Below are 26304 nucleotides of genomic sequence, written 5' to 3'. Positions count from 1 at the left end.
AATAAACCAAGCATTTCCCCTAATCCGGGAAATCCCTTTAGTCATCAGACACACCATTCTCTCTATGTTTTCTAATCAGTCAAGACAAATGGGCGATTTCCCCTGTCAAAATGAGACGATTAATCCTGCCTTAAGGATTGATGCGAACGAACGGATTATTCAGGACAAGTCGAAGATCGGATTCAAAATATGGGCCGTAGGACTTCTGGGGTTTTCACCCAAAGAGAATTCTCCCCGGTAGCTCGACCTCGATTGGGTTTAATCCCGACGAGGATCGCACTCCCTCAGAACCGGCCAGTCCAGAGGTCCAAAAATCGCGCGAAAAAGCCCTTCGAAACTTCGTGCCCCTGTCCGAGGTTTTGAATAGGATACCGTTTCGCACCGCCGTTCGGATTCTCTCAGAATTTCTCATACTTGCGAGTCGTATTGTGCCGTTACTCTTTGCTGTGACGATGTTTCTGAGCGCCACGCTCCTTTTCCTAGTTCAACCGATGGTCGCCAAGATGACGCTGCCGCTGTTGGGCGGTACCCCGGCGGTCTGGAACACTTGCATGGTGTTCTTTCAGGCCCTGCTGCTACTGGGTTATCTCTACGCTCACAAGTTGACGAAAGACCGGCCTTTCAAGAGTCAGGTGGGGCTCCACTATACGGTATTGGTTCTCGCCATCGGCGCCATGCTGCTCGGGGCCATTATCTCCGACAAACACAGCCCGATCCCGATCATCAAATCGCTTGCCCCCAAGGGAGATGAAATCCCCTTCTTCAATGTGATTGTGGTGCTCTCGACCGCGGTGGCACTGCCGTTTCTAGTACTTTCCACGAGTGCCCCACTGCTGCAGAAATGGTTCACCGAAACCGGTCATCCTTCCGCCCGCGATCCTTACTTTCTTTACGGGGCCAGCAATTTCGGCAGCCTCCTGGCTCTGGTCGGCTACCCGTTTGTCGTCGAACCTTATCTCACCGTCGTACAGCAAGCGTATGTCTGGGCAATCGGTTACGTCTGTCTGGTGGGGCTGATCTTCTGCTGCGGCTGGGCGGTAAAATCGGCCAAAGTGACCCTCGAAGAAAAAGCCAAATACGCCAGCAAACCCAAGGTTTCCAGCCTCGCTTCGGAGGCCAGCGACGGCCAGAGTCCCACCTGGCTGATCCGGCTGCGCTGGCTCGGCCTCTCCTTCGTCCCCTCCAGCCTGATGTGCGGCGTGACGACCTTCATCACGACCGACATCGCTTCTCTGCCGCTGCTCTGGGTGATTCCACTGGCTTTGTATCTGATCACCTTCATCATTGCCTTCAATCGACTTCCCACCTGGTTCTACACGCTCATCACGCTGTTTGCGCCGGTGATGATCCTCCTGATGTTCTTCATTCTGTTTGCTCAGAAGCCGGAAAGCTTCCTGGGAACCATCGCCATCCACCTGGCCGTATTCTTCATCACTTCGCTCTGCTGTCACTGCGAACTGGCTCGCCTGCGACCCAAGAATACCCGCTACCTCACCAATTTCTATCTGACCATGTCGGTCGGCGGCGTGCTGGGCGGTCTGTTCAATGCCCTGTTTGCTCCGCTGGTCTTCACCTACGTTTCCGAATACCCGCTGACGATGATCATTGCCTGCCTGCTGTTACCCAAACTGGTGCGGCCCGACGAGCCGGATAAACTCGAATTGCAGGATCTGGTCTTTCCGATCGCCCTGTTTGGTGCGACGCTCATGGCGTTCGAATATTTCTACGATAACACGCTGCTCCGCCGCAGCTGGTTTGTGAAGCAGTGGCTCTTTGAAACGGCCGATGGCAATGTCAAAGATTACTCGCGCATGGCCCGCTCGATCCTCTTCTACGGCTTCCCGATCATGGCCTGCTATCTATTCGTGGAACGGCCTATCCGGTTCGGTCTGGCGCTGATGGGGGTCTGGTTAGCTTTTTCGCTCTTCGAAACTCGCAAAGATGCCCGACTGGTGAAGGAATCGGGGCTGCCGCCGACCGTGTTGACGCGCAGTTTCTTCGGCACCTTGAAAGTTGAAGTTTCAACCGGGGAACCGGAATACATTCGCCTGGTCCACGGCACCACCTTGCACGGCAAACAGTTCCGAGACGACAACTTATGGCTCGGCTGGGCCGCCCCCACGGTCCTGATTGCTTCCCCCTGGGAAGCGGCTGTTCACATGGCGGGCCTGCTGCCCGAACTCGACCCGCGCGAACTTCGACCTCTGACGTACTATCACCGTACCGGCCCGGTCGGCTTCATCATGAAAGCTTTGCGCGAACGCCAGAAAGCGGATCCAAACACCAATACCGACATGGCCTGCATCGGCCTGGGTACGGGTTCGCTCTCGGCGTACAGCCAGCCCGGGCAGAACATCACGTTCTTTGAAATCGACCCGATCGTCCGCCGACTGGTGGAACCAGGCCAGTATTTCAATTACGTTTTGAAAGCCAAGGAACGAGGCGCGAATGTCGAATTCCAGATGGGCGATGCGCGACTGACCCTGGAACGTCTCGAGAGAAAGTTCGCGGTGATGTTCGTCGATGCGTTTAGTTCCGATTCGATTCCGGTTCACTTGCTCACCAAGCAAGCCCTGGAAATCTACTTCGATCACCTGCGCGAAGATGGCTTATTGGCCGTGCATATTTCCAATCGCTATCTCGACCTGGAGCCGGTGGTGAAAAAACTGGCCGAGGCTTTAGGGGTGGAATGCCGAATCATGCACGACGGCGAAGATGCCCCGGGCAAAACCGGCAGCAGTTGGATTCTGTTAACTCGCAAGCTGGAATATATGGGTCCGGTCATTCTGGATACGCAGCGGCCCAATGGCGAGCATATCTGGGAACCGCTGGATATGAACAAGAGGAATGTCTCGGTCTGGACCGACGATTACTCGCCTGTAATCCCGATTCTGAAAATGTCGCTGAAGCTCTGGGGGAAGTAAGCTTCCCACTTCGATGGCTGGAATAGGAATGGCCCGGTCCGAGGGAACTCGAACCGGGCCATTGTCTTTTTAATGGCGGAAGTGTCGGATGCCGGTGAACAGCATGGCGAGGTCGTGCTCGTTACAGGCATCAATACTTTCCTGATCGCGCGTCGAACCGCCCGGTTGAACGATAGCCCGCACCCCCGCCGCCGCGGCCGCATCCACATTATCGCGAAACGGGAAGAAGGCATCGCTGGCCAGCACGCTTCCCCGGACGCGATCGCCGGCTTTGCGAATGCTAATCTGAACGGAATCGACCCGGCTCATCTGCCCGGCCCCAACACCGATCACCATGCCATTTTTCGCCAGCACGATGGCGTTGCTCTTCACATGCTTGCAGACGCGCCAGGCAAACCAGAGTTCTTTCAGCTCGGCATCACTGCCGCGCCGTTTCGTCTGAGGGACCCAAGTGGCCAGATCGTCCGCATCGCGATCCTGGGCTTGCACGAGGAGTCCGCCGTCCACCCGGCGGAAATCGAAATCGACTTTAGGATCGGGTCGGTGAGCCATCAGATCGCAGACAGCCAATAGCCGGACATTTTTCTTCCAGGTCGGTTTTGTGGTGAGAATCTGAAATGCTTCATCGTCGAAACCGGGAGCGACGATGCACTCGAGAAATCTCTGGCCGGTGGCCATGATTTCGGCCGTCTGTTTATCGACAACGCGATTAAAGGCGATGATGCCGCCGAAGGCCGATTGAGGATCGCCATCGTACGCGTTGGCAAAGGCTTCCGTGAGCTGGCTGGCAATCGCCGCCCCGCACGGGTTATTGTGTTTGATGACCACGGCAGCCGGTTCACTGAATTCGCGAACGAGATTGAGCGCCGAATCGGCATCCAGCACATTGTTGTAGCTAAGTTCCTTGCCGTGCAGTTGCTGCCCCTGCACCACGCAGGCATGCTTGATCCCGGGGGCGATATAGACCGCCGCTGGCTGATGCGGATTTTCACCGTACCGCAGAGTCGATTTCAATTTGTAGAACGGGGCCATCAGGGCCGGGATCGGCTCTTCGGACGGCTTCTGGAAATTCCGATGGAAATAATCGGCTATCGCGGCGTCGTAACGGGCCGTTCGTTCGAAAGTGATCGCCGCCAGGCTCTGACGGGTTTCGAGTTCCAAGGCTCCGTCGTTGGCTTTCAATTCCTCGATGATCTTGGGATAAAGCTCGGGATCGGGAATCACGGCCACCGACTCGAAATTCTTGCAGGCCGCCCGCAGCATCGTCGGTCCGCCGATGTCGATATTCTCGATGCACTCTTCGGTCGTGGCGTTCGGCTTGGCCAGAGTGCTGGCGAACGGATAAAGATTCACCACCACCATATCGATGGGTTGAATCTGATGATCCGCAATGGTCTTCATATGCTCGGGGAGATCGCGGCGGGCGAGCAGACCCGCATAGACGATGGGATGCAGCGTCTTCACCCGGCCGTCGAGCATTTCCGGAAATCCGGTCACCTCGGAAATATCCTTCACCGCCAAGCCGGCTTCGGCCAGGGCTTTGCGAGTACCGCCGGTCGATATCAACTCCACTCCGAAACCGGCTAGAACTTTCGCGAGATCGATCAATCCACTCTTATCGCTGACAGACAACAAAGCGCGCCGAATGCGAATACGCATGAGATCCCATTCTCCACAAGACTTAATTCTGTTTTTGTAGCGGAGTCGCCAGAATTGCGCAGGTCGGAAGCGGGAATTCAGCGGGCTTTCGGGAAAGGGACTGGGCAAAAATTGCAGTCAGGAAATGTCGAACGCGGGAACCCCTCTCCCCGCGTTCGACATTCGATGAGGCAATTACTGTCGGTCTTTACGAGCTTGATCGACTATGGCGCGAACGGCTTCCACCGCACTGGGATGGCGAGCGTCATAGCGCCGGTAGTTCGTACCATTCAGATCGGCGGCCACCACGCAGGAGTACTGCCAGTCGCCATTCTCGACCTGCTGGAGAGTCTGCCATTTCAAACCGTAGCCGACGAGAATCATCTGGCCTTCTTCCACGCTCTGGATTTTCGCCGATTCCCCCTGAGGAGCCACCAGTCGCAGCGTGCTGTTGTGCAGTTCCGGCGGCAAAGCCGAGCCCGCGACAATACCGTTAATTGGGGCCTGCGGCCGCAATACGATACTGCTGCCGGCCGGGAAACCGTCTTTCGCGGCGCTCGTCGGAATTGCCGGGAGCGGCTGCAGTTGTTCACTGGCCTGAAGTTTGGGCCCTTCGGAAGGCGGAGTTTTGTGCGGCGTGGGATGGAACAGTCGATCCGTCCAGGATTTTTGCTTATCCGTGTTGGCAACGGCGTAGTCGGTATTCGCCGGCGTAATCGGGCTCGGCATGTTCCAGGAAGTCCGGGAAGCGGGGCTGTTTGCGTTCAGTAAGGTCGTGGGAGAAGGGACATCGGGAGAAGGAACACCTACCCGCGCCCCCGCATCGTAAGCGGGGCTGCCGCCGCCCATTCCGCCGGTCCAGGGAGGCGGGGTCGGTGCGATGGGCCGGTTCCAGTTACCCAGCGCAGGATCGCCGCCGTTGTTGCCGTGCGGGAAGGCGCAGCCACTGACGGTCAACAGGCTGAAACCCGCAATACTCAACACGCTGCGAAGTCTGAGATTAGCGACCATCTTGACCCCTCTTCGACACCGGCTACATTCACCAGACGGACTTGCGTCCCGATGGCAGGATTTTCCGTAAAAGACGGATAATCCGCGCAGAGTACTTATCGGCATCCCCGACGCCAAATTTGACCCGGATTGCCGAAATTCTCTTCATTTAGCCATCGGGGATTATGGAACTGGGAAAGCTGGGTAGGCTTGCTGCCAGAGCGCGAGAGCTCAGAGATTAAAGGTCAGGACTTCAGACAGGAAACTTGATGAAAATGCATAAAATTGCCGTGATTGGTGGCGATGGGATCGGGCCGGAAGTCATCGAAGAATCGATTCGCATTGTCGATGCGGCCGGGAAAAAGCACGGCGCCCAGTTCGATTGGCAGCGCCTGCCTTGGTCTTCGGAGAACTACAAAAAGACCGGGCACATGGTCCCGCCCGGCGGCTGGGAATTGCTGCAACAGCACGATGCGATTTTTTTCGGGGCCGTCGGCTCGCCGGATGTGCCGGAGACAGTCACCGTGCACGGCCTCCTGCTGCCGATGCGACGAAAATTCGATCAGTATGTGAATCTGCGACCTGCCTACCTCTACGAGGGCGTGCCGAGCCCTCTGAAAGATAAAGCCCCCGGATCGATCGACTTTCTGGTCTTCCGCGAGAACACCGAAGGGGAATATGCCCCCATCGGCGGGCGGATCTACGAAGGCATGGATGCGGATACGGCCGTGCAGGTGTCGCTGTTCACCCGCCGCGGTTGCGATCGCATTCTGCGGGCCGCCTTCGAAGCTGCCCGCAAGCGCAAGAAGATCCTGACCTCGATCACCAAATCGAACGCGCTCACCTACGGCCTCGGATTGTGGGACGATGTGGCTAACGCCGTTGCCAAAGATTACCCCGATGTGAAACTCCGCCACCTACTGGTGGATGCGGCGGCGATGGATTTCGTGCGCAAGCCCGAAACCTTCGACGTGGTGGTGGCCTCCAATCTGTTCGGGGACATTCTGACCGACCTTTCAGCGATGGTCACCGGTTCGGTCGGGCTGGCCAGCTCGGCCAATATCAATCCCGAAAAGAAATTCCCCAGTATGTTTGAACCGGTCCACGGCTCGGCCCCCGATATTGCCGGAAAGGGGATCGCCAATCCGCTGGCGGCCGTGCTCTCTTCCGCCTTGATGCTGGATCACCTGCGGGAGGAGAGCTGTGCGGCCGCAATTCGCCAGGCTGTCGCCCAGGTATTAAAGGAAGGTAAGACCATGCCGCCGGATTTGGGCGGTAAATCGAAGACCCGGGAAGTGGCCGACGCCGTTCTGGCCGCTCTCTAGTTCGAAATCGACTGTTCGCAGTTTAACGAGAAAGCCTGGGGAACCGTCGGCGGGACGCCGCTCAACTGCCGACGGGAGCGAGGCTATTCAGCAATTCGGGTACCCAATCGCTCGGTTTTTTTGCTGGCAGCAAATTATTTTTGAACACTCGGAAGGAAATTTCCAGCCAGCGGCCCGTTCCTATCTCCAAAATCCTCAACTCTTTACGACTTGTCAACTTCCGGGAGGGCATTCAATTCAGAAAGGAATCTACAAATTACGCGCGCACTAAAAAAAGCGCACTATGCTGGGTTAGAGTCGCCAGATGTGGGGGCGTTTAAGTACGTAACCGAATCAAAATTCGGGCGTACGGTAACATTCCGCCGGATACCCGAAATTTCAGTCGACCGCATAATCGGGAACTGAGAATTCCCTTCCCTGAAGCGATTTTTTAATTTCAAAGACTCCGATAGGGTGTTTGAAATTACTAGTAGTCGAGAGCTCCGAAAGTTGTTGTCGAAATAGTCAGCCTGAGATCTTTCGTCAGTAATGGAGTCGCTTAGATGAAACCCGATGGACAGGATCAAGTTCGAGCACAGGAAGATGAGTGCCTGGACAACAGTCTAGCTGAACTTGCCAGCTTGAATGAAGACGAAACCGCCGAAGAATCGATCGAAGATCTGCAATGCACCAAGTTGGTGACGAACATTCGTACGATTCTTGAGCCGGAAGCCGATTTAGACTGAAATAGCTGGGAGAATCCTTCCGCCGAAGCAATTAAGGCTGAGGTAGAAAGTAATTTCCATAACCTCGATGGGGAATGACGTGTCGAACAGCGGGATGCCATACCGGCTAGCAGTAGCCAGTCATAAAGGCGGAACAGGACGCACCACCACAGCTTGCGCGATCGCCTGGCTGTGGGGGCAAAACGGTCTGAAAGTTCTGCTGGTTGACGCCTGTCGCACGAAAGCCGCTTCGATGATCGCCATCGACGGCCGAGGCGATTGCCCCTGGAAAAATGTCTCCTTCTGCAACACCATGCCTACCTTCGATCGGTACGACCTCGAATGCGATGTCGTGGTGGTCGACTGCCCGCCGCTGACCGAACCCGAATCTCAGGACGTTCTGCGGAATTGCGACGGCGTTCTTTTGACCTGTCTGGCCGACGTTCTGTGCCTGCGTACCTTGCCCAGCTCCACGGTGGCCATCCGACAGGCCCGCGACGAAAATCCCAACCTGAAAGTCCTGGGCATTCTTCTGACCCACTTCGACGGCGAAGATTCCAATCAGGAACGAACCCTCGAAAAGCTTCGCGAAAGCCAGATGACCCTCACCTTCGAGCCGCCGGTGCCCATGCAACCCGAGTTGCGCGAATGGCCGCTGCGTCCCGGCTGCGACATGCCCCCCGGAGATGCCCGCGCCGCCTACGCCAAGTTGACCGGCGAAATGAAAAAGAAAATTGGAATTGGCAAAGCCCGTACCATGGTGATCGCCTAAAGGCGAGCAATACCCAAGCCCCCTCCCGAGAATTGAGATATGCACAAACTGTTAATAGCGAGCCAAAAAGGCGGCGTCGGCAAGACCACCACTGTAGTCAATCTGGCGATGATCGCCGCTACAGCCGGTAGACGGGTTCTTCTGGTGGACGCGGACCCGCTCGGTAGCGTTTCGGCCTGCCTGAAGCTCAGCCGCAAAGATGGTCGGGGGCAACCCGATCCGGTTTCCGGCAAAGGCTGGTGGTGGAAAGCCGTTCTGCCGAATCTGGACGTTGTGACTCCCTATGCTGCCACCTCGCAGTCCGACGAGGATTTGAAAGCCTTCCTGGAGAAATTCCCGGAAAGCGATTTTCACAACCATTTCGAGCAGGTGTTCGTCGATTCTCCCCCGGCTCTGCTGGGCGACCGAACCAAGACCCTACTCCGCACTTGCGACGACCTGCTGATCGTCATTCGCGCCGAACCGATGGCGTACCGAACCCTGCCGGGCTACCTCGAAGAACTCCAGGAAGCTCAAAAAGAAGGCGCCAGCTGCCAGCTCAAGGGGATTCTGCTGACCATGCCGCAAGGGATGGAAGAAGATTCCGAATGGGAACATCAACTCCGGACTCGCTTTGGCAAAAACGTGTTCGCGGAAATCGTACCTTACGATCCGGAAGCCAATCAGGCGGTGCTGGTCGGTAAGCCGATCACGCTGCTCAGTCCGGAAAGCCCGGCCGCGAAGGTCTACATCTCGCTGGCCAGTTCACTGGGTATTCTGAAATCTCAGAAACCGCGGAAACAAAACCTGGAAAACACCTCGGTTTCACCGGAACTGGTTGCACCTCTGCCGCGCTTTCAGCAAAGCAGTTCGACGACCTCCCCGGCCCCCAGCCGTTCAGGTTCGAAGAGTTCGCCGAGCACACCGACGCCCACTCCTACTCGCCGCACAACCCCCGTGGCTGCAAAAGCCGTGGCCGTGGCAACGCGCAAGTCGAAGGCCCAAGTCGTCGGGGAGCCGGTTGCCGAAGCCGTGGTTGCTCCGGTCAAGAAGCCCTCGACTCAGCCTAACTTGATCATTCTGACTCTGGGCGCAATCATCATCGGTTTGGCGACCGGAGTGATCGCTCTGTATATCATGCGATAAATCGCTAAAGTCTAAAACGAAAGAAAGCCGGAGAGAGTTGCCTCTTTCCGGCTTTCTGTATTTCCAGATAATCTTTGCGAACTAGACCTGACGGACGCCCGCCACAGTGGCTCCCCCAGTGAAGGAGCTGTTGTAGGCCAGGAAGCTATCCAGCAGCGAACCGGTCGGGCCATCGAACACTTTGACCTGAGAAGCCGAACCGGGACCACCCGAGACGATCACATCGGCCTTACCATCGCCATTCGCGTCGGCAGCCGCCACGAAGGCCCCGGCGTTCGTACCGGGGAATGCGGTGAACGAGCGAACCAGATTCGAAGTGGTTCCATCGAAAATTCCGACCGCCGAGGAGCCGGAGGTCGTCGAGACGATGATGTTGGCATGACCGCTGCCCGTGGTATCTCCAGCAGCAACTGCGATACCCGAAGCATTACCCGCGAAAGCGATAAAGCTACGGATTTGAGTAGCCACTCCGCCGCTGATCGAGAACGCCTTCACATGGGTAGCACCTTCCGCCGATCCGGTGATGACATCCGGATTCTGGCCCGCCACCAAAGCACCGGCCGCGACGTTCACACCGCCCAGGTAACCCTGGTCGTAGGCGAAGAAGCTGGCCAGCATAGCGGGAGTCGAAGTGGTGGAAGCCCCATCAAAGACTTCGACGTGGCCACCGGGTGCACCCGCACCGGCTCCGACGATGATATCGGCATGGCCATCGCCATTGATATCCGCAGAGGCCACCGTGATGGCACCGTTGAAGCCCGGGAACGCCAGGAAGCTGCGAATCAGTTGGCCCGTCGAACCGTCGAACACTTCGACGTGACCTTGTCCACCGATACCGGCCCCGACGATGATGTCGGCCACGCCGTCGCCATTTACATCGCCCAGAGCGACGCTGACGCCGCCGAGGAAGCCGGAGCTAAAGGCCAGGAAGCTCAGCTGCGGAGCACCCGTGGCTCGATTGAAGACCTGAATCAACGGAGCAGCTCCACTGGCCACGCCCGTCACAATGATCGCGTCGCTAGCCACCGAGGGAGCCCCCGGATTAGGCGGTTGCAGGTTGGATACCGAGCCGCCGGGACTGGTGGGTTGCGAGCTGAGGAACTGTTGCTTCGAAGCCCCTTGAATCGTGCTGATGGTGATCGGAGAGACGTTATTCACATAAGTCGTCTCCGGATTCGAAGTCGAGACAACGGCCGTGTTCGTGAAGACTCCCGACTGAGTCACCTGGACGGCGATTACCAAGGTGGTGCTGACGCCGTTTTGGAGAGTGCCCAGATTCCAGATACCCGTGGATGGGTCGTAAGTGCCCTGACCCGGACCGCTGACCACGTTCTGGAAGACCAGACCGGTGGGCAAGGGCGTGGTCATCTTGGTATTCAAGGCATCGAGTGGACCGTTGTTCTTGACGACGAACGTCAGATCGACGATGTCGCCGACGTTGACCAGCGCCTTGCTCACGGTTTGAGTCACCGCGATATCGGTTGTGTTGATTTCCCCGAAGTTATAGTTGATGCCGCTGACGCCGGGAGCCAGGGTAATGTTCGAAAGAACATCGTTGCCCAAGGTCCCACCCGCGCTGCCGACCGCGTCCTTACCATTCTGGAATCCCGCGGGCTGCGTTTCGGTAATCGTGTAATTGCCCGGTCGCAGATTCGGGAAGCTATACGTACCATCCGAAGCGGTCAAAGTCGTCTTGCTGACGGCATTGCCCAGATCGTCGGTTCCGGTCAGGGTCAGGGTCGTGTTAGGAATGCCCGCTTCCCCAGAATCTCGAACGCCGTTGTTGTTGTTGTCGACGTAGACGTTACCCGCAAGGCTGGACACAGCTACGAGACCGGCATCGACAGTCAGGTCCGAAGCGTTGGTCAGTGTAATCGGTGCCGTGAGACCCGTAGTTACGTTGGCGTTGCTGTCATTCGCCGTCGTTGAGCCTGTTGCGTTCGGTTTGGTAAAGACATAACCGGCGGGCAATGTACTGGGTACAAACTCGACCGTGTAAGTTCCCGCACTCAAGTTGGTGAACAGGTACTTGCCGTTTGCATCGGTCGTCGTGGTCTGCAGAACAGTGGTTCCGCTCAACAACTCGACGCTGACCCCCTGAACGCCCGGCTCATTGGTATCTTGAATGCCGTTGTCGTTCAGATCTTTCCACACGAAATCGCCAATCGACAGCGTGCCGATGGTGATAGTTGCGGTGGATTTCTGATTTTGCAGCGGCGGGGCTTCGTTAGTCGCACTGACCGTGGCCGTGTTGGGCAGTGTCAGATTCGAGGTAGTCGTCACACCGGTGATGTGCAACGTCAGGCTGGCCCCGGCGGCCAGAGTCGGGGTTCCGACCAGCGACAGGGTCTGCGCGCCGGCAGCGCCGCTTAACTGGAAGGCGGCGGGGTTACCCTTGGTGGTATCGATCGACCAGAGATTCGTGCCGCCCAGAGCCGGCAGCGGATCGGTGAGGGTAACGCCCTGCGCCGGTGCCAGACCGGTGTTGGTGATCGTTACGGTGAAACCGGCAGTTTGACCGGCGGTCAGGCCCGCGGCATCGGCCGTCTTGGTCACAGTCACATCGGGCGAAAGTACCGTCACCGAAGCGGTAGCGGTGGAATTTTGCAGACTGGTAGCTTCATTGGTAGCGCTGACCGTGGCCGTGTTCGGGAAGTTCGCCGTGAAGGGAGCCAGACCGGGTACGGATACCGCGGTGATATGCACTTTCAAGGAACCGGCCGCAGCCAGGTTGGTGCCGTTGACCAGCGACAGCGTCTGAGCGCCGGCCGTTCCGCCGAGTACGAAGGAGGCCGGATTACCAATCGTATTATCGATCTGCCAGGTGGTACCAGTTCCCAGGTTCGGCAATGCATCGACCAGGGTCACGCCATTGGCGGTACCGGCACCGATATTGTTGATCGTAACTGTGAAGCCAGCCGTTTGACCGCCATTGATAGTGGCGGCATCGGCCGTCTTGGTCACGGTGACATCAGGCGAAAGCACGGTAACCGTAGCCGTCGAAGTCTGGTTGTGAACAGTTTCGTTGGTCGCGTTGACCGTAGCGGTATTCGTCAGCGTGGTGGTAAATCCGGCCGCTGCGGTCGGCGTCGTCGTACCGACAACGTGAACGACGAGCGGCGTGTTGACGGCCAGAGTACTCACACTGGAGGAGAAGGTCAGCGACTGGCTGCCGGCGGAACCTGTGATGGTGAACGAACCGGCATTCGTACTGGCGGGATCGATAGCCCAGACATTATTTCCGCCCAGAGCGGGTAATGGATCGCTCAGCGTTACGCCCGTGGCTGTAGCCGGGCCGGTGTTGGTGATGGTCAGCGTGTAGCCGGCTTGAGCCCCAGCAACAACCGTCGGATTATCCGCGACTTTCTTCACCGTGACATTAGCAACCGGCGGAGTGGTGAAACCGACGTCGAAAGAGTAGTCATTGTTACCCGGACCGCCGGTGGTCAGATTAATGACTGCCAGACCGCCAACAAGGGTGGCCTTCGAATTGATGTTCGGATCGGTGGCACTGCCGACATTGGCCTGGGTGAGAGTGGTCAGGCCGTCATTGGTCAAAGTAGTTTGATTCGGATCGATCCGAACCTGATAGTTGGTGTTCGGCAGGAGACCAGTGAAGTAATACTGGCCTCCGTTACTGGTTGTAGCCGTCTGAATGACGTTGCCGTTCAGCAGCAAATCGACTGTTATACCATTGATGCCCGGCTCGCCAGCTTCCTGAATACCATCGCCGTTGGTGTCGGCCCAGACGCGGTTACCGATTTCGATAGGTGCGGGAGACTGCAAGGCGACTACATCACCGATGCCGTTGGCCTTACCGAAAGCCGCCAGATTGCTACCGTCGTATAACTGATAGTCCGCGCCAGCGACCCGCACTCCGGTGGTGTCGTTGAGATGAATCACGCCGCCCGTATACTTCGAGCCACCCTGAATCGGGTCGAATGCGGAGGTGATCACATCGGAAAATCCGGGAACCTGCACGACGCCGCCCTCGGCGATATCGTCGTGGAAGTTCTGATAGTTCGCGCCGGTGTAATACTTGGTGACATTGGTTTGTGGCGGATAGGTCAGCGGCTCAATGGTGAACGTACCGTTGGGCACGCCATTGCCGTTGAGATTCTGGGAAGCTCGCAGAATATCGCCCCCGGCAATACCGCTGTATTGTGTATTATCTCCTGCAATAGGCGCTCCGACCTTATATCCGGTCTGATCGCCCCAACGATCCCGGAAACCTAGAACCATACTTCCGTTATCGAAAGTAATGCCGGTCAGCATCGCCTGCGGATAGCTGGGGAAAAGTGGATTCCCCGCATTGAGAGCAAGACTTTGATTCCAACTCGAGATCCAGGGATTCCAGGTGGCCGAGATTCCCGAGACGACGTTCACATCCCCGCGATTATAGTTGAGCGGAAAATTCAAAACGGGAGTCGTGTTGAAGGTGTTTGTGGCCGGATTGAAAGCGTAGACATAAGCGGCCATGTCCGAAGCTTTCTGAGACGACTGGGCGCTATCCACTTCCCCGACGTAAATCGTGCCGTCGTTCAGAGCAACCGCGAAGGCATGAATATCCCCCGCGCGAGCCGCTCCCAAAGCCGCGTTCGGATTGGGAATGTTAAACGTTTGAACCGAGCGGCCACCGTCGAATGCCCCCGAAGCTGTGATCGGGATGACCACCAACTGATTCGTATTGAGGTTCACCGTGTAGAGCGAACGCCCATCGGCGGAAATCTGCAGGCCGCCCAAACCCACTTTGCCCACGGAATCGAAGGAATTGACGTCGTTGAACCAGTTGGCATCATTCGTCGCATCGGTCGGGTGCGGATCGGTGCCCACATTTTGCACGGTGTAAAGGAGGGTGACCTGCCCAGTCACCGTGTTCACCGCATAGATGGCGCCGGGACCCCCGGGACCGAACCCGGCATAACTCTTCATGAAGGCCGAGACGAAGATGGTGTTCGAAGTGTTCTGGTAAGTCTCGCCCCAGGTCGTCCCGATCTGCTTGGCCGTCGCCAGAACGGTATAGGGCGAACCGCCATTATTGGCTGGACCGGCCGCGTTATAGTTGAAACTCACCAGCACGGGGGAATTGGCATTGGCTCCCGTCAGCTGATTGCCGTAAACGTATTCTTGAGTCGCTATCGTCAACTGGCTAGCCGCTTGAGCGTAGTCCAGAGGGTTATTGAGGTCGAAATTCACCCCTGTAGCCCCATCGATCACAAACTGCACGTCGGTTCCGGCGCTAGCGCCTTGAGCGCCAGGCTGAAGGTAGCTGGCATAGTTGGTGAACTCCAAGCGCAGCGGGCGATTGGACACCGTGGCAAAGTTGAGGTTGTAAGTGCCGTTCGTGGTGGTAGTCGTCGTGCCCACAACGTTGTTGTTGATGTCGTAAGCGGTCACGGTCACGCCCGCTACGCCCGGCTCACGCGAATCCAGAACCCCGTTGGCGTTGTAATCCCGAAATACTAAGCCGCTGACCGAAGGCACATCTCGAGATTCCAGCTCCTGAACATGGAGATGATTTTTCCTCGTAGGCGACGGCAGGCGAAGGGACTTTTGGACCGCCTGCGAGAGAGACTTCCGGAGCCAGCGCATATGTGAACCTCAGAATAAAAATTTATAACGGACAAAAGATCTTTTGAGCGTTCCCAGCTCATCTCACGGTAATTCCGACGATGTCAATCCTCACTCGGAATCTTATTTTCTACAGAAATGCATAGAGATTCTAAGCAAAAAAGCAATTTTCAGGCGGGATGCTAGCGGATTGATTGGAAAAACTCGCATAACCGTTGCCACAGCTTTGACCAACCGCCTTTTCTGTACTATAGCCGGCAGAACTGTCATAATCGTCAAATTGATCAAGTGGCTTTTACAAGCACATCTGTCCGGATTTTCCGGGTGTCAAACTGTAACGATCTTGCGTTTACCTAAGTTGACGCTTTTAACCATTTTTCACCGTTTCGTTTCGACGTGATAATCCCGAACTGTCGATAGTTCAGCCTAGCAGGGATATTCGGGTCGAATCAGTAGATTCGGGAAACCGGGCGAGAACGGGACTCTAATCCCATTTCACCCCACCCATGCCTCAGTGTGAAAAAAGGGGACTTATGAAAAAGTTCAAACGATCGCTCTATGGAGCATTGGCCGGGTGTCTGTTCGCTCCAGGTGTAAGTCTGGCCCAAAGCTCCGGCATCGATGCCGACTGGGCGGAGAAACTCTTGCCCTCGAAAGCTCAAACTCCGCCGACGCCCCAATCGTACCGGCTCTTGACTCCTTACAATCCAAACAACAAACAGCCATACGCCAAGTCCGACTTACCGGTTATCGTGCAAGTCGGTTGGGCAGGCGATGGTGGCTACAGCTTCAAGCCGACGCCACTGCCCGGGCTGTCGATGATGTTCCAGGGGAACTCGACCCCCACCACGAACGGACTGCCCACCAACTATTCCGGTTCCGGTGACGCCAGCAGCTACGCCGCCGCCGGGCAGGAATTGATTCCCGCTCCGATGGTCGTGCCCCAGAAGGTACCTCAGGTTCCTTCCCTGATGCCGACCACGACGGTACCGTCGGCTATTCAACCCGGTACTCCCACCGCCCCCAAGATCAATTCGGATGGCGTGGCCGCCCCGGTCATTACGACGACCGTTCCCACCGTTCAACAGGGTATCGTTCCACCCAGCAGCGTACCGGCCAGCACGGGAATCATCCAAACGGTTCCTCAGCAGGGCGTGATCAGCCAGACTATGCCGCAGATCGGCGTGATTAGGAAGTCCAAACCTGACTTCCTCACGGAAGTCTGTGGAACGACTGATGCCACCTGCAATCTGCCTTGCAATTGCGGGCCTAACGGTCGGATCTGGCTGAGCGGTGAGTACGCCTGGGTCTGGGGTAAGGGCATGTCCATCCCGCCGCTGGTCACGACGGCCCCCGCCGGGCTGCCGGTAACCACCGCCGGTACGCTGGGCGATCCCAATACCCGCATTCTGTACGGCAACAGCAACATCCTGGATAACGGGCAGTCGGCTTTCCGCATTCGCGGCGGCGGCTGGCTCGATAGCCAGAACACCTGCGGCATCGACTTCAGCCTGCTTTATGTTCCCAAGCAATCGGCCAATTTCGTGGCCGGCAATGCGGGGAACCCGGGTCTGTTCCGACCGTTCTTCAACGCAGTCACCGGCACCCAGTTCACGGAGCTGGTATCGTTCCTGAACCCGAATCTGTCGCCGGTTTTGGCCGGTACCGTGCAGGTCAACTCCAGCAGTCAGGTTTGGACCGGAGACCTCAACTTCCGCAAGAACCTCTTCTGCGATCCTTGTTCGCGGATGGATTTCCTGATCGGCTATCGCTATTTCCGACTCGATGAATCGCTGAGCGTTCAGGAAAACCTGACGGCAACCGATCCGAACGGCGTGCGGGCTCCCCTGGGAACGACGTTCACCGTACTCGATTCGTTCAATACCAAGAACGACTTCAACGGCGGCCAGGTTGGCCTGACGGGTGAAATCCGACGCGACAACTGGATCTTCGGTTACCGCGGTACCGTGGCGATCGGCGACATGCACAGCCAGGTCAATATCTTCGGAGCCACGGTCGCTCAGATCCCCGGCCAGACCCCCGTGGTCGGCACCGGTGGCCTGCTGGCCCTGCCTTCGAACATCGGCAGCTACAGCAAGGACCGCTTCGCCTTCCTCCCGGAACTGGGTGGCACCATCGGCTACCAGATCACCCAGAACACGCGAGCCTTCGTCGGTTACAACGTGCTGTATGTCAGCTCGGTACAGCGACCGGGTGACCAGATCGATACCGTTATCAACACGTCGCAAATTCCTCCCGGTACGCTCTCCGGCGTGGCTCGACCGACTTACCTGAACAAGTCGACCGATTACTGGTTGCAGTCGGTCAGTGCGGGTATCGAGTTCCGATTCTAATCGGATCCACTGTCCACTAAACAACGCAGGGCGGGCTAATCCGAAAAAGGTTAGCCCGCCCTGCTGGCGTTTAAGGCAGAAGTTTGAAATCACATATCCGCGAGCACCCAATCCAGCGCGTTCAGTTCGGCCAGCACGCGAGGCAACAGTTGTTTCTTTTCCGCAGGCAGAACGACGTGCACAATGTTCATACGAATCTGTCGCGAAATCCAGTGATAGCGTTCGAACTCGGAAACCCAGCCATCTTCCGGATGGGTGGGATCGTGTGCCAGGCGATTTAAATCGTTGTAGAGTTCGACGGTCGCGAGCAGGCTCATTTTCCCGATGACCAGTTTGCGCGTGGCATCGAAGCGGGTGGCGATTCGAAGGGTCGTTTCGTTCAATTTTTCTTCGAGATTTACTGCGCGATCCGATTCTTCTTTAATGACTTCTTTGGCTTCGGCATCGCTGGCGAAATAGCGGAATCCGGCGGGATTTCGTTCTTTATTCATCTCGCTAATCAACAGCGTTCCCGCCCCGAAAATCAATAACACCGACGCCATCAAAATGGGAAGATAGTTCTTCATTCTCAAAATACTCCATTGCAACGAAATATTTCGGCGTAGGAACTGACGCGGGAGGGATTTAGTGCGTCAACCGAAATAGTCGGAATTAACACCCGACGGAAAGCCTTAATGCAGGAAGCGTGCCAAAAGTAGTTTCTCAGCTTTGGGCATGGTAAAAAGTGCTGTATTTTCAAGGGTTTAGCGGAAATTCCCCTCGGAAATTCTCATATTAGATAAAGCGGCTGTGCCCGAAAAGCGCGCACAGTTTGAAACGTTCTCATTCAATTACGTTGGTAAAAGAAATATGCAGAAATGATCTTGTGAAAGAGCGAATGCCGGGGGGGAAAAAGAATAGCGGTCTTCAACTGGTTTTTTTGTTTTCGACTGGCGAACCCAAAACATCACAGCGGTGTCTTTTGAAATTGGAGATGACGAAGTAGCAATTCCCTTCTTCAATTTCTGCGTAATTCAGAGGCGAGTTCCGGAGTGATTCATGACCGAGGAAGAATGGCTCCGCTGTAACTCTCCATTTGAGTTGATGAAATTTTATCAGGCGCAAGCTTGTCACAGAAAGCTTCGACTCTTTGCCTGTGCCTGCTGTCGTGCAATATGGAATTCCCTGGAAGATAGCAGAAGCCGTGCTGCCGTCATCACGGCGGAAAAATTTGCGGATGGTCTGGCGACCTCGGAAGAATTGGAGCAATGTTACTACGCCGCTCGAAAGGTGGCATTTGAATTGAGCAAATCAGACATCACGGGAAATAAAACATATAACGCAATAGCGCCTGCTGATGCGTCGTTTCCAAGAAAAGCCGATGCCTGGGCGGCTCTGTTGGATGCCTTCTGGAGTGATGATCGTCCCGCTCGTAGAATTGAAAGTCGTCCACGACTGGTTCAATTAATTCATGATGTTTTCTGGCATCCATTTCGGCCACATGTTTTCGATACACGTTGGAGGAGCCCGGTAGTACTTGAACAAGCCCAGTATTGTTACGACAATCGCAATTTCGATAATCTACCCCTTCTCGCAACGGCCCTCGAAGAGGCTGGTTGCGACGATCAAGAGATTATTCAGCACTGCCGTAGTAATCGTCCGCATGTCAAAGGTTGCTGGGTAGTGGATAGAATTTTGGGCAAGGAAGCGTTTGATTAATCGTTTAAGGGTGTGCGGCGGACAAGATCTGCGAGATTGCGAATGATTCACGGCAAAAAATCCATCTTCGAGAAACGGGGCGAGGTTTTTCGCATGGAGAGTATGGTTTTTCCCTCTAAAACTAGGCGTGGGGGAGACTTCCCTTTACATCGGGAATTCCGGACAAGAAGATTACTTCCGTTTTGTGATGATGGTAAGCTTGGAAGATAAACTCATTCCAGGATTCGTCGGCCTTTCGGGAAACGCTCGCCTTTCCATATTTCAAGAACTGATGAAGGGCTTTCCTCATATCAGACGAACCCAATATGGACTTTTTCAAGTAAGCTACCCAGTCGACCTTCGTGGCACCCAACAAAACATAGGGAGTAGTTATGACGACATGATAATCGAACCATTCGTTCAGTGGAGGGCCGAGGCGGACATACCAAAGTTCTCCCCGCGAGCCTTGATAACCACTGGCCACATGACAAACGAATTCATCTTCGGTAACCAATTCCCGCATTCTGCAGCGATTGCCTTCCTTGCCGATCACTTCGTAAATTCCCATGCGAGAAGCTTGCATCCGGCGGATCGTTTCGCTTGCGATAGCGTCCATTTTCAGCGGTCCAGCTAAATCCATAATGCATTGAGAGATCGTTTCCTGATCCCGACCAAATTTCATGTCAAAAAAAGCCCAAAGCGTGAAATAGCTATTAGTTAAGGGACTCATTGGAGGGGCGCTGGGCATGTATTCCTCTTGAGCCTGAGCCATAATATCGTAATAGGGCGTGAGCTCAGGGAACTGAGAAACCTTTTCGGAAAAATAGGAGGCGAAATTTTGGCCCGCAATGTAGAAGGTGTGAAGCGGGTCCAAGTCGGACGGACCAAGAGTTTTACTCGCTGTCGGATTTTTAGGAACGCATGCAAAATCGGTTGCCAGTTGCCGGCTCAAATCGGTAAGTCGATCTTTTGCTTTCTGAAGTCGAGATGCGAGTTTTTTGCTGATTTCCCCCATTCAAAACCTACTTTCCAGTTACCGTTTGGCCTGCTTAAGCTTCGCAGCTGCTCGGAATATTAATTCATTTATATGAATTGGGTGAAGTCGCGTAAGCGACGCATCGCAGCGAAGCGTAGATGCGTTACGATTCTCCTCCCGCGGAGTTTTTACGCATCTGCGCAAAGCCTCCGATGCGTCGCTAAATTGTGTTTTTCCATTTGCGATGCATCGACGTAAACACCAGAGCTTAACCGCGACGCGCAGCGGAGCGCTCGAGGGACGCAATTGCATCTAAGAGAAGGCCTTCGCTACCCATATCACTCATCGTGAATGAATGACAAGTCAGGGCGTTGTGTGGCATGGGCTCGTAGACAAGGAGAGAGAATGAGCTTGTAAATATTCTGAAATCTCCCCACCGAAATCTGTTGCAGGGCTGACGCAAGGCAGGGCATATTGGAGTACGAAAAAGTGATGATCTTTGCGGAATAAACATTGGATAGTGGCGTGTGCCACGATGGCGACAGACTAAAAAATACCAATTCATAGCATTTTTGATTTATGAGATCTAATTGATGAACAATTATTTTTCAGTCGCGATTGCAGAAACTCGTGACGATTTCATAAAGATTGTTTCTGGTAATCCCGTAACTTTTTTCGAGGTGTACTCAGAAAATCCAGCTGTTGAGCTGGAGCGACTGTTTAACCTTGACGGCTCAGGCTATGCCTTTGTTCGATTTAACATGGGACATCATTCACCCCAAGCAAGATTGCAATTCCTGCACCTCGATGATCTAACTAAAAAAGTATACAATTTTCCACCAGAAATGAGAGAATCTCCTTTACCATACTTCAGTTCTTTTGTTCGACCATTTGGCAAAACAGGTTTGGCATGGACGAAAGAAGAAGTTAATACGTTGATACGGGAGACTTTGAAAGAAGAGGAAATAGCCAGAAAAACACTCCTTACTACATCATCCAGTTGAAATAGTGATTGTTTCTTTGGGTGGAATTTCTTTTGAATAGGAGAGTTATTGAACTTGCCGTACTGCACCGATTCTTGGACGGTTCGTGAAACTAGGAGCCTACAAAAAGTCAGAACACTCTTTCGGTTTGAGCAAAGAATCGCATCGTTCCAAAACGAAAAGAGATTGTTATTCGAAATATGCACTTGAGAGCAGAAAACCCCCGAAAATCTGCATCTTCCACAGGGTTTACTCGTTTTTTGGAGATTCTAATTCTAAGCCATTGGCACCAAAAAACAAAACGGATTGATGTGACTCTTTTCTCTACTCTCTCTGCGATCTCGGCGGGCTCTGCGGTTCCTTCTTAAAACCGATACCAGGAGATTCATCCTGCCGATATAGCATCTCCTACCGCGGCGTGTCCCACTCCTGCACGGTGCCATCGCGACTCGACGTCGCAAACGTCTTACCGTCCGGAGCGAAGGTGATATTCGTGATCGGCCCATCGTGAGCCCGGAAAGCGTGCTTGAGGGTTCCCGATTCCGCTTCCCAGAACTTGACCATCCGGTCGCTACCCACCGATATCAACTCGGAATTTAACGGGTTGAACTTCAAGCCGAAGATCTCGCTGCGATGCGCTTCGAACTGCTTGATCATATTATCCTTCGCCATGCTCCAGATGCGGATTTCGCTATCCCATCCGGCGGTGGCCAGCAACTTCCCATCCGGCGAAAAGGCCAGTGTGTAAATGGAAGTCTCATGCTTCAAGATGTTTTTTGGCACTAACGCATTGCGGGTATTTTTAGGGTTCACCTGCCAGAGCTTGACAGTTTTATCGATACTGCCGCTGGCTAGAATTTCATCGTTCGGCGAAAACGCCATAGCCATTACCGGCCCATCATGCGAAGCCAGGGAAGCGAGCGTTACCCCCTGGCGAATATCGTGAATGGAAACCACGCCGTTTCGTGCTCCGGTGGCCACATACTGCCCGCTCTTACTGACGGCGATAGACCGAATGCCAGATTCAACCGGCATGAACTTCGTGTACCTTTGGTCCGATAGCCGCCAGAGTTTCAGTAGACCATCATCGCTGCAGGAATAGATTTCCGTGCCGTCGTTGTTGAAGGCCAGGGCCCAAATCGGGCCGTTGTGCGCGTTATTGATCGTAAAGTTTGCTTCGCCGGTTTTGGCATTCCAAAAGCGGATGGCTCCATCTTCGCTGCCGGTGGCCAGCATCTTACCGTCGTGGCTGTACGCTATTCCCCAAACAGGTCCCGATTTCACGGGCAATAACTGCTTGGGCTTCTGCGGGGCATCATCGACTTCACCAGATCCGAGCTTCGCGGAGGACAAATTTCGCTGCCCCAGCACGGTGAAGTGCGTGAGACGGGTCGCTTCGGTGGTAAGTAAACCTGCCGTTAATAGAAGCGAAGCCAGTCCGATATAACTGAGCCGACGGCCCGAGACGCCGCGCGTGATCTTGGGCAACAACGGGGTACGCGTGCGGACCGACGTTTTATAGGAGCGCCGGGGAATCGAAACCAGTTCCTGTTCCAGGATATCGGCCACTTCCGCCGCCGACTGATACCGGCTCTTGGGATCCTTGGCCAAGAGTCTTTCAATCACTTCGGCCAGCCAATCGGGAACGGTGGGATTTAGCTCCTGAATGGGCTTGGGGCTCAGTTCAGTAACGCTGCGCAGTACCAGAAACGGCGTTGAACCGATGAACGGCGGGCTGCCGGTGCACATCGCATACAGCACGCTGCCCAGGCTGAAGAGGTCGGAACGATAATCGACGGCTTCGCCGCGCGCCTGCTCGGGAGACATGAACAAAGGTGTACCGGCCACAAAACCGGTCTGCGTCAGCTTCACATCCTCGCTCATGCGGGCCAGGCCGAAATCGGTCAGAAGAACGCGATTGGTCCGTTCTTCGATGAGAATGTTAGCCGGTTTGACATCGCGGTGAATCAGATTTTCCGAGTGCGCGGCCGCCAGCCCGGAGGCGATCTGCTTGCCGATGCGCACGATGTCGTAAAGCTCCATCGCCTTCTTGTTGTCGAGCCGATCCTGCAGCGACTGCCCTTTCACGTACTGCATGACGATATAAGGCAGTTCTTTCTTTTCGTTCTCATCGACGTGGTGAATGGTCACTACGTTTTCGTGCATGATCTTCGCAGCCGAGCGCGCTTCGCGGCAAAAGCGATCGTGCGCCAGTTCGTTCTTGGCGTACTGCGGATCGAGCATCTTGATGGCAACGATGCGTTCCAGGCAGGCATCCAATGCCCGAAAGACGACGCCCATGCCGCCGCGACCGATCACATTGAGAATCTGAAAGCGGTCCAGAGTGCCCAGCGAATCGGGCTGTTCGGGAGGATCCAAAAAGTCGAAGGAGATCTCCTGGCGGGTATCCACCGGAGAAATTTCCTGACCCGGTTTGGTGCGGACCAGCGCGGTGCGATCGGAGGTGGAGCGTTTGAATTCCTGTTCGATCTGTTCGAGGGCCGGCCAGTAAGCGGAAGTGGTATCTGGCTTTTCCTTGTCGCAATGTTTGACGAGCTGACGGACTTTGTCGCCGCCGCCGGCAATTTCTTCGAGTTTTTGCGAGCAGTTTTCGCAGGCATCCAGGTGCGCGACGATTTCGCAAGTCTCTGTTTCGGTCAGCTGCTGATCGAGCAGAGCTTTGAGCCTCTCAGGAGGTGGGCAGGCGGTCACGGTCACAGTTGTCATGCAAATCGTCTTCCAGGATATCTGAGTATTCCCAGACAAGTTGTCTATTCGGCCTGTATCTCGGCAATTTTCTCCCGGAGGCGAGCAATTACTCGACTTTTGGCCACATAAATGGCTCCAGGGGACATACCGAGCAGATCGCCCACTTCTTTCACGGATTTATCCTCAACGGCGGTCATCCAGAAAGCCTGCCAGGTGGTTTTTTGAAACTCGTCCTTAATCTGATCGGCGGCCCAGGCGAACGTCTTCCGTTCGTATTCCTGATCCCACTGATCCTGATCCTCGCCGCCTTCGGTCTGCTCTTCGAGCCGGCGATGCACGTTCGAATCCCCTGAACCCCGCGGGTGGCGACGCTGCGAATCGAGGAAATTAAATACTTTGTTCCGGGTGATCGCGTACAACCAGGATCGAAACTTTCCTTTGTTGGTATCGTACGACCAGCCCCCAATAGCGCGGGCCACACTGCGAAACACTTCCTGCATCAGATCGGCCGCATCGGCATCCTGCAGGCCGCGTTTACGCGCGAAGCCGTACACAATCGCAGCATAAAGTCCGATGAATTCATTCCATGCCATCGTATCAGCGGGATCCTGAATGCGAAGCAGCAGACTGACTCGAGTATCAGGGATACGCTGCGAACCGACGACCGCCGGCGGCGTTTGACGTGTCGAAACCATACTAATTAGTATAGTATGCGTGCTGGATTAGGTCGATATTGAGAAACTGGGAGAACTTGAGAATCCCCAAGCAATTCGGCTCCCGCCGGGCAATAATCTCAGTTTTTTCCCGCTCTTGCACGCCAACCCGATTTTCTAAAAAAATGCCGATTTCTAAACTTTTTCCTACTTTTTCCGGCCATGAGTTTTCCTTCCGCCAATATGTCCTGACTTCCGCCTGCGTTTCCAGAAAGAATCTTCAGTTAAGAAAATGGATCGTCTTTAATAATCGGGGCGGCCGAATCGAACACCTTTTTGAAGGATCACTGCCACGAAATTCCAGAACGGCCGCGGAAATTCGAGTTCGATGGAACGCCACGACTTCTACTCGTAAAGGGCTCCTATGGATCTTGATCAGCAGAAGCTTTTCGATCGCATCGCCAGTTACTCCTTCGACGATCCGCAAACCCGATTGACCTTCGCGGCCCGACTGGCCCGCGAAAATGGCTGGTCTCTCCATTATGCCCAGAGAGCCTTGCAGGAATACAAGCGGTTCTGCTTCCTGGCGATGGCGGCCGGTCATCCGGTCACCCCATCCGAAGAAATCGATCAGGTCTGGCACCTTCATTTAGTCTACACCCGCAAGTACTGGCAGGATTTCTGCCCGAACTATCTGGGCCAGCCGTTGCATCACGGGCCGACCAAGGGCGGACCGGAAGAACACCAAAAGCATGACGAATGGTACCGCCGTACTCTCGAGAGTTATCACAAATTTTTCCAGGAAGCTCCACCGCTCGATCTCTGGCCGGCATCCGAAGAGCGCTTCGGCAGAAACCTCGCCTGGAAAAGAGTCAACTGGAAGGAAAACTGGATCATTCCCAAGCGCCAGGTGCAAAATGTAGCCCAGTACGCCTTCAGCGGTCTGGTAATGGTTGCCCTCGTCGGTTGTGGCGCGGAAATGAATCCGCTGGACTGGAAGGGGCCGGAGTTTCTCGGTCTCTATGCCGAATTGGGAGCGCTCTCCCTGATCTGGTGCGTTCTGATTCGGGCACTGCTCAAGATCGGCCCGGTGCCGCAGAATTCCGAGCCCGACCTGACCGATTACGAAGTGGCTTACCTGCAAAACGGACCGGAGCGAGTGTTCATCACCGCCACGGCGAAACTGAATCGTAAAGGCTGCCTGGGCGTGGATGCCAAAAACGGTCGCTTTATCCAACTTCAGCCGTTGCCCGCGGACGCCAGCAACTGGGAACGCGCCGTGTACGATAGCCATCTCACCCAGCTCAATGCCGGTACTGCTCAGAAAAAATGCCAGCTGCCGATTGAGGAGATTCGCGATTCCCTCATCGAAAAAGGTCTGATCCTCTCCCCGGGTCGCGTGAATCTGATTCGCTGGCTGGCGATTATGCCGTTCGTGCTCCTGCTCTTATTCGGGTTAACCAAAATCTTCATCGGCGTCGAACGCGGGAAACCGGTCGGCATTCTCATTGGATTCAGTATTGCCACCCTGGTGGTTACACTGATCAACCTGGCCGTGATCCCAAGAAACTCCCGCTTTGGAAATCGCTTCCTGAAAAGTTTGAAGGTGAAACATTCCTCCTGGAATTCCCCCAACCCTCAACTGAATGACACGGCGGAAGGGATCGGTCTGCCGGTAGCACTGTTTGGGGCGGTTGTACTGGCAGGCGGACAGTTCGAAGATCTGGGAAGCGTTCTTCGGCCACTCCGAGCTTCCTCCAACGTAGTGAACTCTTCTTCCAACTCCAGTAGTGGTTGCTCGTCAAGCGACGGCGGCGGGGGCGGGGATGGTGGAGGAGGTTGTGGAGGTTGCGGAGGCGGTGGGGATTAACCCCTGCCGAGCTTTCCCAAATTTCGCGAATAA

At 55.2% G+C, this 26304-nt stretch carries 16 protein-coding genes; 9 read left to right on the top strand and 7 right to left on the bottom strand.

Features of this window, described 5'->3' with window-relative positions; translation table 11 throughout:
- Positions 1-428 precede the first annotated feature (428 nt).
- Positions 429-2924, top strand: a complete 2496-nt coding sequence (locus KIH39_RS21640; RefSeq protein WP_213495304.1) for a spermidine synthase — start codon at positions 429-431, stop codon at positions 2922-2924.
- Between the two features lie 69 nt (positions 2925-2993).
- Here KIH39_RS21640 and purH read toward each other — a convergent pair whose 3' ends face one another.
- On the bottom strand, positions 2994-4583 hold the full coding sequence (purH, locus tag KIH39_RS21635) for a bifunctional phosphoribosylaminoimidazolecarboxamide formyltransferase/IMP cyclohydrolase (RefSeq protein ID WP_213495303.1): 1590 nt from the start codon (positions 4581-4583) through the stop codon (positions 2994-2996).
- Positions 4584-4757: 174 nt separating this feature from the next.
- Positions 4758-5573: a hypothetical protein gene (locus tag KIH39_RS21630; RefSeq protein ID WP_213495302.1), complete on the bottom strand. Its 816-nt coding sequence runs from the start codon at positions 5571-5573 to the stop codon at positions 4758-4760.
- A gap of 248 nt (positions 5574-5821) precedes the next feature.
- Here KIH39_RS21630 and KIH39_RS21625 point away from each other — a divergent pair, with 248 nt between their 5' ends.
- From KIH39_RS21625 to KIH39_RS21610, 4 genes are all read left to right on the top strand, one after another.
- Positions 5822-6877 (top strand): tartrate dehydrogenase, encoded by a 1056-nt coding sequence (locus KIH39_RS21625; protein ID WP_246539375.1) that lies wholly within the window; start codon positions 5822-5824, stop codon positions 6875-6877.
- A gap of 542 nt (positions 6878-7419) precedes the next feature.
- The gene (locus KIH39_RS21620) at positions 7420-7602 is read left to right on the top strand and encodes a hypothetical protein (protein ID WP_213495300.1); all 183 of its coding nucleotides are present in this window, start codon (positions 7420-7422) and stop codon (positions 7600-7602) included.
- A 94-nt stretch (positions 7603-7696) separates the two neighbouring features.
- Entirely contained in the window at positions 7697-8353 is a 657-nt protein-coding gene (locus tag KIH39_RS21615; protein WP_213495299.1) for a ParA family protein, read from the top strand.
- 39 nt (positions 8354-8392) lie between these two features.
- Positions 8393-9478 carry a ParA family protein gene (locus KIH39_RS21610; protein WP_213495298.1) on the top strand — a complete coding sequence of 362 codons (1086 nt, stop codon included), beginning with the start codon at positions 8393-8395 and terminating at the stop codon, positions 9476-9478.
- Positions 9479-9559: 81 nt separating this feature from the next.
- On the opposite strand, the gene KIH39_RS21605 is transcribed toward KIH39_RS21610, so the two are convergent.
- Entirely contained in the window at positions 9560-15070 is a 5511-nt protein-coding gene (locus tag KIH39_RS21605; RefSeq protein ID WP_213495297.1) for an SdrD B-like domain-containing protein, read from the bottom strand.
- A 512-nt stretch (positions 15071-15582) separates the two neighbouring features.
- Here KIH39_RS21605 and KIH39_RS21600 point away from each other — a divergent pair.
- Complete coding sequence (locus KIH39_RS21600) at positions 15583-17403, top strand: BBP7 family outer membrane beta-barrel protein (RefSeq protein ID WP_213495296.1); 1821 nt, start codon at positions 15583-15585, stop codon at positions 17401-17403.
- 89 nt (positions 17404-17492) lie between these two features.
- Here the strand turns inward: KIH39_RS21600 and KIH39_RS21595 are convergent, their stop codons facing one another.
- On the bottom strand, positions 17493-17969 hold the full coding sequence (locus KIH39_RS21595; RefSeq protein ID WP_213495295.1) for a hypothetical protein: 477 nt from the start codon (positions 17967-17969) through the stop codon (positions 17493-17495).
- Between the two features lie 472 nt (positions 17970-18441).
- Here KIH39_RS21595 and KIH39_RS26705 point away from each other — a divergent pair, with 472 nt between their 5' ends.
- Positions 18442-19101, top strand: coding sequence for a hypothetical protein (locus KIH39_RS26705; protein WP_246539373.1), 660 nt, complete (start codon positions 18442-18444; stop codon positions 19099-19101).
- 121 nt (positions 19102-19222) lie between these two features.
- Here KIH39_RS26705 and KIH39_RS21585 read toward each other — a convergent pair whose 3' ends face one another.
- Entirely contained in the window at positions 19223-20095 is an 873-nt protein-coding gene (locus KIH39_RS21585) for a hypothetical protein (protein ID WP_213495294.1), read from the bottom strand.
- Positions 20096-20649: 554 nt separating this feature from the next.
- Here KIH39_RS21585 and KIH39_RS21580 point away from each other — a divergent pair.
- On the top strand, positions 20650-21060 hold the full coding sequence (locus KIH39_RS21580; RefSeq protein WP_213495293.1) for a hypothetical protein: 411 nt from the start codon (positions 20650-20652) through the stop codon (positions 21058-21060).
- Between the two features lie 387 nt (positions 21061-21447).
- On the opposite strand, the gene KIH39_RS21575 is transcribed toward KIH39_RS21580, so the two are convergent.
- Complete coding sequence (locus tag KIH39_RS21575) at positions 21448-23766, bottom strand: WD40 repeat domain-containing serine/threonine protein kinase (RefSeq protein WP_213495292.1); 2319 nt, start codon at positions 23764-23766, stop codon at positions 21448-21450.
- A gap of 44 nt (positions 23767-23810) precedes the next feature.
- Positions 23811-24443: an RNA polymerase sigma factor gene (locus KIH39_RS21570; protein ID WP_213495291.1), complete on the bottom strand. Its 633-nt coding sequence runs from the start codon at positions 24441-24443 to the stop codon at positions 23811-23813.
- A 382-nt stretch (positions 24444-24825) separates the two neighbouring features.
- Here KIH39_RS21570 and KIH39_RS21565 point away from each other — a divergent pair, with 382 nt between their 5' ends.
- Positions 24826-26271, top strand: a complete 1446-nt coding sequence (locus tag KIH39_RS21565) for a TIGR04222 domain-containing membrane protein (protein WP_213495290.1) — start codon at positions 24826-24828, stop codon at positions 26269-26271.
- Positions 26272-26304 lie beyond the last annotated feature (33 nt).

This window comes from Telmatocola sphagniphila, assembly GCF_018398935.1.
Taxonomy (GTDB): Bacteria; Planctomycetota; Planctomycetia; order Gemmatales; family Gemmataceae; genus Telmatocola; species Telmatocola sphagniphila.
Note: the sequence above shows the minus strand (reverse complement) of the source record. Positions and strands in the feature narration are given on the sequence as shown.